The organism is Magnetospirillum moscoviense (assembly GCF_001650635.1).
In the GTDB taxonomy this organism is placed as follows: domain Bacteria; phylum Pseudomonadota; class Alphaproteobacteria; order Rhodospirillales; family Magnetospirillaceae; genus Magnetospirillum; species Magnetospirillum moscoviense.
Genome location: NZ_LWQU01000126.1, coordinates 14,006 through 27,146 on the forward strand (window position 1 = coordinate 14,006; position 13,141 = coordinate 27,146).

Below are 13,141 nucleotides of genomic sequence, written 5' to 3' on the forward strand. Positions count from 1 at the left end.
GGGGGTAATTTCAACGGGTTGAAGACGGAAAAGCCTATTTCGCCCGGCCGGCGGCCCGCGCCAACTGCATCACCGCGCGCGAGCACAGCTCGTCGGCCGGCATGCCGGTGGTCTTGCAATCGGTCTCGGCCTCGATCAGCAGCTCCAGCGCACGGCCGACACGATCGACCGGCCAGCGGCCGATCTGGCGGCGGACCCGGTCGGCCATCTTGAAGATCACCGGCGGTTTCAGGGCGGCCATGGCCTGATCGGGTGAGCGGCCTTGCGCCACCAGGCCGGCGGCAAAGTGCAGACGTTGAAAGTGACGTGACAGCGCCCGTAGCACCGTCACCGCGTTGGTCCCCTCGCGGGTCAGGCGATCGAGCACGCGCTGGGCGGTGGCATGGTCGCCCTCGGCTGCGGCCATGGCCAGATCGTCCATCGACAAGGCGGCGGTATCGCCGACACAGGCCGAGGCGTCGGCCAGACTGACCCGGCCGGGCCCCCCCATATAGAGCGCCAGCTTTTGCAGCTCGGCCCGGGTCAAGCGGCGGTCGCCACCCAAATGGTCCATCAGATAGGCCAGGGCGTCGGCTTCCGGCGTCAGGCCGTGCGCCTTCAACTCCTCGACGATGACCTGATGCAGGCTGCCGCCTTCGTCTCCATAGCAAGGAATCGCCGCCGCGTTGTCGGCCCCCTCGAACAGCTTGCGCAACGATGAACGCGGCCCCAGATCGCCGCCTTCCAGCAAGATCAGGGCGTCGCCCTTGGGGTCACCCAGGAATCCTTGGACCAGTGACGTCAGGGTATCGGCGGCGTCGCGCACGATCACCACCCGGCGCCCGCCGGTCATGGCCATAGCCGCGGCTTCGTCGGCCAGGCGCGCGGGATCGTCCTTCAGGCTGGCGGCGGTCAGATCGGCGACGCGGAAGGGATCCTTGAGGTCGGCGACCACCCCCTTGCCCAAACGCTCGATTCTTTCGCGGACCAGGCCGCTATCGGGACCAAACACCAAGATGATTCGGGCCTTGGAATCGGGCGCCTTCAGGAAGGCCTCGATCCTGGCCCCCGACAGCTTCACCGGGCGAACTCGGGCTTGAAGCCGGCGGCACGACTAGAGAAATAGGCCGCCAATTGGTTGCGGATGCTCCCGGCCAGCTCGGACAAGGCGCGATCCTCGGCATCGCGCTCGGTGGCGATGGTGCCGTAGCGCGGGCCGTAATAGCGATAGCTGGTGATCGAGCGGGCCGTGCCGGCGAAAGCGGTCTTACTCACCGATTCGTCGGCGATGTCAACCAGCGAGAATTGTGCGGTCATCGTCATGTTGCCCAAGGCCGCACCACCACTTTGGTCGGTGCTGACCGCGCCGGACGACCCCGACACCTTGACACTAAGGGAATAACGCGGGCGGGCAACTTCGCCGGTGGGAGAGAGCTGCTGAACCAGGGCATTGCGCAATTGCTGCCCGATCCGGTCCTCGATGGCGCCGACCCTGATTTGGGCCAATTCCGACGCGGTCGGGCTTTTTTGCTCGGCGCGGTCGCCATACATCGGCCGGAAGCCGCAGCCCACCGGGCCCAGCACCGCGATCATCACCACCAGGAGCGTTCTAGACCACCACATTGACGATCCGATTCGGCACGACCACCACCTTGCGCGGCGCCTTGCCCGACATTGCCGCGATCACCGCCTCTTGCGCAAGCGCGGTTTCCTCGGCCAGCTTGGCGTCGGCATCCTTGGGCAGGTCGATGGTGGCGCGCAGCTTGCCGTTGACCTGGACGGCGACGGTGACGCTGTCTTCCACCAAAAGACTGGCATCGGCCACTGGCCACGCCGTGTCGGATACCAGCGTCGCATGGCCCAGCTCGGACCACAATTCCTCGGCCAGATGCGGCATCATCGGCGCCATCAGCAGCACCACCGCTTCCAATCCCTCGCGCATGGTCCAGCCCGAGGCGCCATCGGACAGGGCGTTGGTCAACTCGCGGATGCGGGCCACCGCCTTGTTGAAGTGAAAGCGGTCAAGATCTTCCGACACCAGGGCGATGGTCTTGTGGATCTGGCGGCGGACCTTGACGGCGCTGTCATCCAGGGCGGGCATCGCAGCACCCGGCGGCGGCAAGGTATCAAGGGCGCCGATGACCAGCCGCCACAGGCGGTTGACGTAGCGCCAGGCGCCGTCGATGCCGGCGTCGGTCCATTCCAGATCGCGCTCGGGCGGGCTGTCGGACAGCATGAACAGCCGGGCGGTATCGGCGCCGTAGGTCTCGATGATATGGGCCGGATCGACGACGTTGCGCTTCGACTTGCTCATCTTCTCGGAGCGGCCCAGCGCCACCGGCTGGCCGGTCTGGACGTGCTTCAGCGCACCGCCTTCCTTGACCACCTCGTCGGGGTAAAGCCAGGCGCCGGCCTGGTCCTTATAGGTCTCGTGACAGACCATGCCCTGGGTCAGCAGGCCGTCGAACGGCTCCTTGACCCCCAGATAGCCGCATTCCTTCATGGCGCGGGTGAAGAAGCGGGAATAAAGCAGGTGCAGCACCGCATGCTCGATGCCGCCGATATACTGATCCACCGGCAGCCAGTAATCGGCCGCCGCGCGGTCGAAGGCGACGTCGTCACGGGTCGGTGAGGCGAAGCGGGCGAAATACCAAGACGATTCGAAGAAGGTGTCGAAGGTGTCGGTCTCGCGCCGGGCCGGCTTGCCGCAGCAAGGGCAGGCCACATGCTTCCAGGTCGGGTGATGGTCCAGCGGGTTGCCCGGCTTGTCGAAGCCGACATCTTCCGGCAGCCGCACCGGCAACTGCTCGGCCGGCACCGGCACGGCGCCGCAGGTCTCGCAATGGATGATCGGGATCGGGCAGCCCCAATAACGCTGGCGCGACACGCCCCAGTCGCGCAGGCGCCAATTGACCGTCTTGGCCCCCAGGCCCTCGCTCTCGATGCGGGCGATGGCGGCAGCCTTGGCGGCATCCACCCCCATCCCGTCCAGGAATTGGGAATTGATCAAGATGCCGTCGCCGCTATAGGCCTCGGCGCCGACCTGATAGGAACCGGCATCCTCGCCCGGCGGCAGGACCACCGGCTTGACCGGCAGACCGTACTTGCGGGCGAAATCCAGATCGCGCTGATCATGGGCCGGGCAGCCGAAAATGGCGCCCGAGCCGTATTCCATCAGCACGAAATTGGCGACATAGATCGGCAGGTGCCAGCCGGGGACGAAGGGATGGCAGGCCTGCAGGCCGGTGTCGAAGCCCTTCTTCTCGGCGGTTTCCAGCACCGCTTCCGAGGTGCCCATGCGGTTGCATTCGGCGACGAAATCGGCCAGGCCGGCATTGTTGGCCGCCAACTCGGCTGCCAGCGGATGGTTGGGGGAAATGGCCAGGAAGGCGGCACCGAACAAGGTGTCGGGGCGGGTGGTGAAGATTTCCAGCCGGTCGCTACGACCGTCGATGTCCCACACCAGCCGCGCACCCTCGGACCGGCCGATCCAGTTTTCCTGCATCAGGCGCACGCGGTCGGGCCACCGTTCCAGCCCCTTCAACGAGTCCAGCAGATCGTCGGCGAAGGCGGTGATCTTCAGGAACCATTGCGACAGCAGCCGCTTTTCCACCAACGCGCCCGAACGCCAGCCGCGACCGTCGATGACCTGTTCGTTGGCCAGCACGGTGTTTTCCACCGGGTCCCAATTGACCCAGGATTCCTTGCGATAGACCAGGCCGGCCTTCAGGAAATCCAGGAACATCTTCTGTTCGTGGCGGTAATATTCGGGCTCGCATGTGGCCAGCTCGCGCGACCAGTCATAGGACAGGCCCATCGACTTCAATTGCTCGCGCATGGCGGCGACATTCTCGCGCGTCCACTTGGCGGGGTGGACGTTGCGCTCGATGGCGGCGTTCTCGGCCGGCAGGCCGAAAGCATCCCAGCCCATCGGGTGCAGCACATTGAAACCCTTGGCCCGCTTGGTGCGCGCCACCACGTCACCCAGGGTGTAATTGCGCACATGGCCCATATGGATGCGGCCCGACGGATAAGGAAACATTTCGAGGACGAAATATTTTGGCCGGCTGGCATCCTCGGTGGCGGCGAAGGTCTTGCGCTCGTCCCACACGCGCTGCCACTTGGTTTCGGTTTCCTTGACGTTATAACGTTCGTCGGTGCGCGACATCTGCGTCCGGCCCTAAAGTTCTGGAGTGAAGAAGGAATTCGCTGAAGCCGGCCGCTTTACTCGGTCGAGACGATGCGCAGCTGCCGCGCCCGGGTCAGGATCGAATTTTCCAGCTCGCCGGCCATCTTGGCCTCGATCTTGACATCGACCCATTGGCCCATGGCGTCACGCGCCTGCTTGAACACCGACACCTTGACGCCATCGGCGCGCAGCGCCCGGTCAAGAATGAAGACGTTGACCTTGAAACGCTCGTTCGGCGCCTCGGGCAGCTGGTACCAATCGGTGATGATGGTGCCGCCGAACGGGTCGGCGGTGGCGATCGGCATGAAGCCCAGCGTATCCAGCGACGCGCGCCACAGGAACGAATTGACGCCGATACCCTCGCCGCCGCCAGTGCCCTTCTTCTTGTCGCCGAACAGACCTTCGGCGCCGAACACCGTCTCGCGCTTTTCGTCGCCCATGCGCGGGGCCGAGGCACCCCTGTCCCTGGTGGGATAGACCGCCTTGCCGCCTTCGCAGGCGGACAGGACCACCACCGAAAGCATCAGAACCACAACGGCAAGACTTCTTGCCCACAGACTGTTCATTGCCATCACCCTTGCATGACCGGCCACACCGGCACGACAGACGCGCTTCCAGACGGCAGTGCCGTTGGATCATTTGGGCAGAGAATGCACCCTTGCCGCCCATTGGGGCAAGCCCCGCGTTGAAGTCGGGCGAGCGGCCCCAAAGACAAAGGCCCGCGGGATGATCCCGCGGGCCTGTATCCTTGATACCGATCCGGCCTTAGAAGGTCAGAGCGATACCGGTGGCGATGGTCCAACCTTGGTTGTGGTTGGCATCGCCGGTGTTGCCCGAGGCCTTCGCGGATTCGTCATCCCACTCGACGAAGCCACCCGAAGCCTGCAGATCGACGCCCGGAGCCAGGTTGTACTTGCCCGACACCTGATAGACGGTCAGCGAGTCCTGACCGACGGTCACGGAATCCTCGGCCTTCGAGTTCAGGTAGCCGAAGCTGAGCTGCCAGGCGCCGCCGTCATACATGACGCCCGCATCCCAGATATAGCCGTCGATGTTCGAAGCGACAGACGGACGGTTGTGGTAGAGACCACCCTTCTCGTCCAGAATGCGCTGACGGTACGAACCGCCGACGGTCACCGGGCCCCAGGTCAGCTGAGTGCCGGCCGAGAATTCCTGCAGGTCGCCGGTGACGCCGGCCGCATTGGCATCGCCCCAAACGAAGCCGGTCGACAGCTTGACGCCGATCGGACCGAAGGTGTTGGCGTAGCCGGCGCCGACACCATAGACCGACTGCGACAGCGCCTGGCTGGAGTTGTCTTCGCCCTTGCTGGCGCTGGTGGTGCCCGAGGCGTTCGGGATATAGGTGGCGCCCAGGGTCAGACCGTAGAAGGTCGGAGCGACGTAGGTGATTTTCTCGGCGTTGTCGTCGGTATCGATTTCGGTGGTCTTCATCACCGAAACGGCGCCCGGCTGGACGATCGAGGAGCCGCTGATCAGCAGGCCTTCCGAGCCCCAGTTGGCGGCAGCGTCGGGGGCCATGACATGCAGCAGCACGGCGCCGTTGGCTTCCGAACCGACGATGACCTTACCGATGCCGCTTTCGATGAACACGTAGCTCTTGTCGATGACGTCGGGGTTCGACTGAGCGGTCTCGGAACCACCACCGGCTTCCAGCTCGAAATTGACGCCGATCTTCATGCCGTTGTTCAGCGTGGTGTCGCCACCGAAGAAGATTTCGTTGTCGCCCTTGACATCGACATTGGCATAGCCGCGACCGGTGCCGGCCTCGAACGAGCTATCCTGCCAGGCGCCGACAACCCACCACTTCGAGAAACCGCCCAGGTTGAGCTTGATCTTCTCGGCGGCCGAGGCCGAACCGGTGGTCATCAGACCAGCGGCGACCAGCGCAGTGCTGGCGATAAGAACCTTCTTCATGGAAAACCCCTTTTGCTCGGTATGACTAAAACACAGGCGTTGATGTGATCGCCTAATTTCTCGGCATCCTAGGCACTGCGCGAAAATTGGTCAACCGCGCCGGTGCGCTGCGGCATCAATCTTTGTCACCCTGTGGCGAATCGGCAACAGAACCGTCATCCGGCGTCCGGGCAAAAAGAAAGGGCGGCCGAAGCCGCCCTTCCCCCAACTTGCGTCGATGGCTTCGATTAGAAGGCCAGCGACAGACCGGTCATGACGGCCCAACCTTCGTTGTGGTTGGCGTCGCCAGTGGCGGCCTTCGAGCCTTCGTCGTCGAACTCAGCCCAACCGGCAGTGGCCAGGACGTCCACGCCCGGGCTCAGGTTGTACTTGCCCGAAACCTGCCAGATGGTGATCTGGTCTTCCAGGTTGTTGCCGGCGTTGCCTTCGCTCTCCGACTGGAAGTAGGCGAACGAAACGGCCCACGGACCGGAAGCGTACTGGATACCAGCGTCCCAACCGGTGGTGTTGAGCAGGTTGCCGCTGGTGGCGACGGCGGAACCGCCGCCATTGCCATACTGACCGCCCTTTTCGTCGGCCTTGTCCTTACGCCACGAACCACCGACGGTGAAGCCGGCATAGGACAGCTGACCACCAGCGACGAACTGGGTGAAGTCGGTCTGAGCGCTAGCGACGTTGGCATCGCCCCAGATGAAGCCGGTCGACAGCTTGACGCCGACGCCACCGAAGGTGTTGGCGTACAGAGCGCCGACGCCCATGGCTTCCATCGAGGTCGCCTGCAGGCTGTTGTCTTCGCCCTTCTGAGCGCTGGTGGTGCCCGAGGCGTTCGGGATGTACGAGGCGCCGAGGGTCAGACCGTAGAAGGTCGGAGCAACGTAGGTGATCTTCTCGGCATCGTTGTCGATGCGCGGAGCGGTACCGTTGCCGCCGATGAAGCCGCGAACGGCGGTCGGCGAAACGATGGCGGTAGCGCCACCCGACGAGTTGCCACCGGCCAGAACGCCGCCTTCACCCCAGTTGCCAGCGGCGTCCGGAGCGTTGACGTGCAGCAGGTACACGCCGTTGTTCTCGGAACCGACGATGAACTTACCGAAGCCGCCGGCGATCCAGATGTAGGACTCGTCGATCACGTCGGGGTTCGAAGCAGCGGTCTCGGTGTGGCCACCGGCTTCCAGCTGAATGTCAACGCCGATTTCCAGGCCGTTGTCCAGCTTGGTCGAACCGCCGAAGAACACTTCGTTGTCGCCCTTGACGTCGACGTTGGCATAGCCCACGCCGGTGCCGTCTTCGAACGAGCTGTCCTGCCAAGCGCCGACAACCCACCACTTCGAGAAACCGCCCAGATTCAACTTGATCTTTTCAGCGGCCGAGGCGGTGCCGGTGGTCATCAGACCGGCGGCGACCAGCGCGGTGCTGGCGATAAGAACCTTCTTCATGTTAACTCCTCTCTTTTGGTACGGAGTGCGACAGCGCACCCAAATCCAAATGAACGAACGAGGGTGATCCAGCCATTTTGGCGGCGGCAAGTCAAGCAAGGGGGACAGCCTCTGTGTCGAATGCCTCGCACTGTGGCGAATGTGCAACAGAACGCCGGCCCGGTCCGGCCTGGAAAAGAAGGACCTAAGCCCGGAAATGTCAGTCGCTTCCGCCCTTTTGGCCGTCCACGGCGCGGTCCGCCGCGCCGCCGCCGGCCGCGACGTTACCTTGGTCGCCGTGTCCAAGACCCACGATGCCGAGACCGTCGCCCAGGCACTGGCGGCCGGTCACCGCGTGTTCGGCGAGAACCGCGTCCAAGAGGCCATGGCCAAGTGGCCCGCACTGAAGAAAAGCTTTGACGGTATCGTCTTGCACCTGATCGGCCCGCTGCAAACCAACAAGGTGCGTGACGCGGTGGCCCTGTTCGACGTCGTCGAGACGCTGGACCGCCCCAAGCTGGCCCGCGCCCTGGCCGAGGAAATGCGCCGGTCGGGACGCGTCGTCGAGTGCCTGGTCCAGGTCAATACCGGGCGCGAGGCGCAAAAGGCCGGCATCGACCCCGACCATGCCGACGCCCTGATCGCCCTGGCGCGCGACCAATACGGCCTGCGGGTGACCGGGGTGATGTGCATCCCGCCGGCCGACCAGGACCCGACCCCGCATTTTCGCCTGCTGGCCGAGATCGCCCGGCGCAATGGGCTGGAGGTTGTCAGCATGGGGATGAGCGGCGATTTCGAGACCGCCATCGCGGCGGGAGCCACCCATGTCCGGGTCGGTTCGGCGATCTTCGGAGCCCGTGATTACGCCTGACACCACCGCCGGCGCCAGAAATCGCGTAACACCGCTTCCAACGCGCGGGTGTATCCGGCGGCATCGACGAGAGGCGAGGAATCGATACGGGCCCGCATCCCGGCGCGCAGGTCGCGCAGACGGCCGGGATCGGCCGCCAATTCCACGGCGATCTTGACGAAATCGGCCGGGGTGGTGGCGGCCAGCTCCGGCAGGCCCAGGGCGGTCAGCAGGGACAGGCCGACCCGACCGACGAAGCGCGATCCGGCCAGGGTCACCACCGGCACCCCCATGTACAGGGCCTGCCAGGTGGTGGTGCTGCCGTTGAACGGAAAGGGGTCGAGACCGATATCGACATGGGCGTAGGCGGCCAGATGGTCGGCCTCGCTTTGGGTGTCGCCCCTGAACAACAGCCGTTCCGGCCCGATCCCCAACGCGCCGAAACGCTCGACATAGCGTTCCTTCAAGCCGGTCTCGCCGAACTGGTCGCGGTATTTCAGCAAAAGCCGCGAACCTGGCACCGCCTGCATCGTCTCGGCCCACAGGGCCAGGCTGGCATCGGTCATCTTGACCGGGTGGTTGAACGACCCGAACGTCACTGGCTGACCAGTCAGGCAGGGCGGGACCGCCACCTCGGGCGCGCTTTCGGGGCGCGGCTCGTAATAGAAGCAGGGCAGCCGCAGCAATTCCTCGCCGAACTCCTCCCCGGTCTGGCCCGGCGGATGAATGACCGCGTCGGTGATCCAGCCATCCATGCCGGCCAGTCCGCTGGTGCCGAAATCATGCCAGCTGACCTGCAGCGGCGCCGGCTTCAGGGCTGCCAGCCGCAACCTGTTGTCGCCGGTCCACCCGGCCAGGATGATCAGGATGTCGATCCCGTCATCGCGAATCTGCCGGGCCAGAACGGCGTCGGAAACGCCTGCCGCCTGGCGCCAATGATCGACCTTGCCGGCGAGGCGCTGCGTCACCTGATCGGCACCGGCGGTCAGGGAATAGACGAAGATCTCGAAAGTCTGGCGGTCATGCGCCGCCAGCACATCCTCGATATTGCCGGCCACCGGGTGATTGCGCAGGTCGGCCGAGACATAGCCGATCTTCAGACGCCGATCGGGATCGCGGTCGTTGGCCGGGGCCGGCAGTGGGGCGAGGTGGGCATGCAGCTTGACCCAGCCGGCCACCGCCGCCGCCAGCGACTGGGGCGTGCTGGCGGTGTCGTAATAATGGGTCAGCACCAGATTGCGCGCGGCACTTTCCAGCGGCTTGATGGCCAGGCAGCGCCCGTACAGCTCGACCGCCCGGTGTGGGCGCCCCTCGAGCCGGTGCACCGAGGCCAGGCTGTTCAACGCATCGACCCAATCGGGACGGATGGCCAGGGCGCGGTTCAGCAAATGGGCACCCTCGGTGGTGCGGCCACGGCGGACCGCGACATCGGCCAGCATCTTCAGCTCGACCGGTCCGTTGGGGGCCAGCGCCAAGGCGCGGCGAGCATGCTTTTCGGCCTCGACATAGCGTTCGACCTCGAACAGCACGCGAGCCAGGTTGACATGGGCCGCGCCCAGATCGGGCGACAGGGCCAAGGCCTTGCCGAATTGGCCGATAGCGTCGATGTGGCGGCGGCTCATGGCGCTGACCATGCCAAGGTTGCACCAGATCGCCGCATCCTTGGGGGCCAGCTTGACCGCGCGGCGCAGAAAGGCGTCGGCGTCGGCGATACGCCCGGCCTGGACGGCCTGGCCGGCCTGGCCGATCAGTCGCGCCACCTGCTCTTTCTGGGTCTTGCTCATGAAACGGCTTCTAACATGCCGGGGCCGACAGCGTACAGGGGGCGAGGCTTTTTTTGGGTGGTGGCGATCCGTCGTCATGCTATCACTCTGGCCGGCCCCAAGAGTTTGACCACGAGAGACGGATGCTGTCCGACCAGGCTGCGACCCCGATGGTACCGGAAACCGTCGATTATCCCGGTGAGGACCTTAACGTTCTCTCGGCATCGAAGAACTATTACCGCTGGATCGTCGATATCATGGAGCCCTTCGTCAGCGGCCATACCGTCGAGTATGGCGCCGGCATCGGCACCATGTCCCAACGTCTCAGGCCCCATGTCGAGCGCCTGACCCTGATCGAGCCGGCGACCCATCTGGCCGAGCGGCTGAGCCATGGCTTCAAGGACGATCCGGCGGTCGAGGTGCTGAACAACACCCTGGAACGCCACGCCCCCTTCCTGCCGGCCGGCAGCATAGACGCCTTCGTCCTGGTCAACGTCCTGGAACACATCGAAGACGACGCCCAGGCGGTCAAGTGGATGTTCGAGGCGCTGGCACCCGGCGGCAAGCTGGCGCTGTTCGTGCCGGCCCTGCCGTGGCTGATGAGCGATCTCGACCGCGCCCACGGCCATTTCCGCCGCTATCGCCGCCAGGATCTGGTGCGGCTGATGGAGATGGTCGGCGCCGAGATCGAGCTTTTGCATTTCTTCGACATGCCCGGCATCGTGCCGTGGTGGCTGCTCAACACCATCGGCGGCAAGGTCGATTTCAACCTGCCGGCCGTGCGCGTGTTCGACAGCCTGGTCATTCCGCCGACCCGCTGGCTGGAAACCCGCTTCCCCCCGCCGATCGGCAAGAATCTGGTGATGGTGGCGCACAAGCCCCGTCCGTGACCCATCCGGAAATGGCGCCGTAGCCGGCCACCCCCACCGGGCCCAGCCGCCGGGCCGAGGCACCGGTGATGCCGCCCAGGGCGATCACCGGCAGACCGGCACGCCTGGCCCAGCCGCGCCAGCGCACCGCCCCGATCCCCGCCGCAGCCGGATGGGAAGCGGTGGGAAAGACCGGCGACAGGATCGCCGCGTCCACGCCCCGGCATCGCGCCCGCGCCAACGCCATCGGCGAATGGCAGGCCGCCGTCAGCAGGCCGCCCCGGCGACGAACCCAGCCGCGCACCGCCGCCAGCACCCCCCGCCGCGCCATCCATTCCGGCAGATGCACCCCATCGGCGCCAATGGCCGCCGCCAGACGCCAATCGGCCGCGACCACCAGCCGCAGCCGGTGGCGCCGGCAGGCGGCGGCCACCTTCTTGGCCAGATCCCGGGCGTCGGCGCCGTCATAGGGGCGCAGCAGCACCAAAGCACCGGGCGGCAGAAACGGCAGGACCGGCCGGGGATCGGGCAGCCGAACCGGGTCGGTCACCAAGATCGCCCGGGGAATGCCCGCGACGGGCGTCAATCGGCGGATGGCGGCGGCAAGCTTCATGGCGACACTATAGCGCAGACACCACCAAAAGATCGCCGGGCCGGCAATCGGCCAGCAGCTCCAGCAGATCGGGCAGGGCGACGGCGACGCAGCCCTCGGTCGGCTTGCCGCCGGGATCGGCCACATGCAGGAAGATGGCGCTGCCCAAACCGGCCAGCGGGGGATCGTCGTTGTGGCCCAGCACCACCACCACGTCATACAGATGATCGTCGCGCCACATCTTTTCGCAGCGAGCCGGATGCGGCAGTCCGACCGGGCGATTGTAATCGGGGTGAGCGGGATCGTCGCACCAGCCGTCGGCCGGGCAGATTTCCGCGACCGGCAGCTCGGTGACCGGACGGGGCAGCCGATCCGGCCGGTACAGCACCCGGCGCAGCGGCCAAGCCCCGACCGGGGTGGCGCCGTCGCCTTCGCGCTTATCGACGATGATTCCCGACCGTCCCAGCCGGCAGGCGACCCGGCGCCCGGTCCAGCTCAGCCAGCCATCGGCGCTGACGTCAATGCGCATCATTGCAGGTCAAGAGTGGTGGTCGGCTGCGGCCGGGTCGCCAGGCTGCCAGCCCTTTCATACTTGTCCAGCGCCTTGTTCATCGACTGGACCCAATCGGCCGGCGCCGCCGGCATGCCGGTCGGCGGCACCGCCATCTTGCCCGAGCCGGGCAGCATCGGATGCGCCTGGCCGCCCAGCCCCTGGTCGGCCATGATCTTCTGCACCGCCATGGCGTTGGACGCATTGTTGGCCGAGACCGGGTCACGGCCGGTGATCGGCACGTTGGAGCGGCTGCCGGAATTGGACACCGGCACGCTGATCGGCTGCAGCGGCGGCGGGTTGACCGCACTCATCCGGTTGGGAATCGGCATGAAGCGGCTTGGCTGCTGGCCGATGGGGGTGAAGGGCTTGGCGTCGGTCAGGGGTGCCGCCGGCTGGGCCAGCGCCACCTTCTGGACCGCCGCCTGGGGCGCCAGCGCCGCTGACGGCGGGGCGACCATGCCATCGGCGGTGAACATCACCTGCGGGGTCGCGGCTTGGCCCGCCACCGGTTCGGGCAAGGTCACCACCGGCGCGGCTGCCACCTGCATCGAGGCGCTTGCCTCTTCCGGCTTGGCCTGGGCGATGGCGGTGGCGGGGGCGTCATCCTTGAACATCGCCAGGACATGGCCACCCACGGTGTTGCCGGTTTCCTGCTCGATGACGCAGCCGGCGGCCGAGGCGATCAGACCGAGCGGGCCGCCGAACAGGGCGCCGCCGGCCAGGCGGGCACCGACGCCGATCTTGTCGCCGGTCAGTTCCTGGTAAAGCGTGTTGATGACCGGGATGTGCTGCAGCGGATTGATGACGTCGAGGACATCCCAGAAGCTGGGTTCCTCCTCGGCGAACATCGAGAGGTCCTTGCCGGCGGTCTTGGCGTCGCGTTCGGCGGCGGCGGCCCGTGCGGTATCGGCGCGTTCCGACGCCAGGAACGGCACCAGCCGGTCGGGATCGGAATAGATCGGAGCTTGGGCGGACGCGCTGATGCTCATGGCAGGC

General features: G+C 65.9%; 12 protein-coding genes. 2 read left to right on the forward strand and 10 right to left on the reverse strand.

From position 1 onward, the window contains the following. Window positions 1-34: 34 nt before the first annotated feature. The 6 genes from holA to A6A05_RS07290 form a co-directional block, all read right to left on the reverse strand. Entirely contained in the window at window positions 35-1,060 is a 1,026-nt protein-coding gene (gene holA / locus A6A05_RS07265; RefSeq protein WP_068498926.1) for a DNA polymerase III subunit delta, read from the reverse strand. Continuing rightward, window positions 1,057-1,602: an LPS assembly lipoprotein LptE gene (gene lptE / locus A6A05_RS07270; protein ID WP_082910775.1), complete on the reverse strand. Its 546-nt coding sequence runs from the start codon at window positions 1,600-1,602 to the stop codon at window positions 1,057-1,059. Before lptE ends, holA begins: the two co-directional genes overlap by 4 nt. Continuing rightward, window positions 1,589-4,147 carry a leucine--tRNA ligase gene (gene leuS / locus A6A05_RS07275; RefSeq protein ID WP_068498931.1) on the reverse strand — a complete coding sequence of 853 codons (2,559 nt, stop codon included), beginning with the start codon at window positions 4,145-4,147 and terminating at the stop codon, window positions 1,589-1,591. The genes lptE and leuS overlap by 14 nt, the downstream gene beginning before the upstream one ends. Window positions 4,148-4,203: 56 nt before the next feature. Beyond that, window positions 4,204-4,734 carry a DUF3576 domain-containing protein gene (locus tag A6A05_RS07280; protein WP_245644221.1) on the reverse strand — a complete coding sequence of 177 codons (531 nt, stop codon included), beginning with the start codon at window positions 4,732-4,734 and terminating at the stop codon, window positions 4,204-4,206. A gap of 199 nt (window positions 4,735-4,933) precedes the next feature. Next, entirely contained in the window at window positions 4,934-6,103 is a 1,170-nt protein-coding gene (locus tag A6A05_RS07285; RefSeq protein WP_068498935.1) for a porin, read from the reverse strand. A gap of 227 nt (window positions 6,104-6,330) precedes the next feature. After that, a complete protein-coding gene (locus A6A05_RS07290) occupies window positions 6,331-7,539 on the reverse strand; it encodes a porin (protein WP_068498936.1) in 1,209 nt (402 codons plus the stop codon). 196 nt (window positions 7,540-7,735) lie between these two features. Between A6A05_RS07290 and A6A05_RS07295 the strand changes: the two genes are divergently transcribed. After that, window positions 7,736-8,389: a YggS family pyridoxal phosphate-dependent enzyme gene (locus tag A6A05_RS07295; RefSeq protein ID WP_068499000.1), complete on the forward strand. Its 654-nt coding sequence runs from the start codon at window positions 7,736-7,738 to the stop codon at window positions 8,387-8,389. Here A6A05_RS07295 and A6A05_RS07300 read toward each other — a convergent pair. Beyond that, a complete protein-coding gene (locus A6A05_RS07300; protein WP_068498938.1) occupies window positions 8,380-10,152 on the reverse strand; it encodes an O-linked N-acetylglucosamine transferase, SPINDLY family protein in 1,773 nt (590 codons plus the stop codon). The genes A6A05_RS07295 and A6A05_RS07300 overlap by 10 nt on opposite strands. A gap of 122 nt (window positions 10,153-10,274) precedes the next feature. Between A6A05_RS07300 and A6A05_RS07305 the strand changes: the two genes are divergently transcribed. After that, complete coding sequence (locus tag A6A05_RS07305) at window positions 10,275-11,021, forward strand: class I SAM-dependent methyltransferase (RefSeq protein ID WP_068498940.1); 747 nt, start codon at window positions 10,275-10,277, stop codon at window positions 11,019-11,021. Here the strand turns inward: A6A05_RS07305 and A6A05_RS07310 are convergent. The 3 genes from A6A05_RS07310 to A6A05_RS07320 are packed head-to-tail and all read right to left on the reverse strand — an operon-like array spanning window position 10,933 to window position 13,134. Then, window positions 10,933-11,613: a thiamine phosphate synthase gene (locus A6A05_RS07310; RefSeq protein ID WP_068498943.1), complete on the reverse strand. Its 681-nt coding sequence runs from the start codon at window positions 11,611-11,613 to the stop codon at window positions 10,933-10,935. The genes A6A05_RS07305 and A6A05_RS07310 overlap by 89 nt on opposite strands. Before the next feature lie 7 nt (window positions 11,614-11,620). Further along, on the reverse strand, window positions 11,621-12,124 hold the full coding sequence (locus A6A05_RS07315; RefSeq protein WP_068498944.1) for a L,D-transpeptidase family protein: 504 nt from the start codon (window positions 12,122-12,124) through the stop codon (window positions 11,621-11,623). After that, window positions 12,121-13,134, reverse strand: a complete 1,014-nt coding sequence (locus A6A05_RS07320) for a hypothetical protein (RefSeq protein ID WP_068498946.1) — start codon at window positions 13,132-13,134, stop codon at window positions 12,121-12,123. The genes A6A05_RS07315 and A6A05_RS07320 overlap by 4 nt, the downstream gene beginning before the upstream one ends. Between the last annotated feature and the right edge of the window lie 7 nt (window positions 13,135-13,141).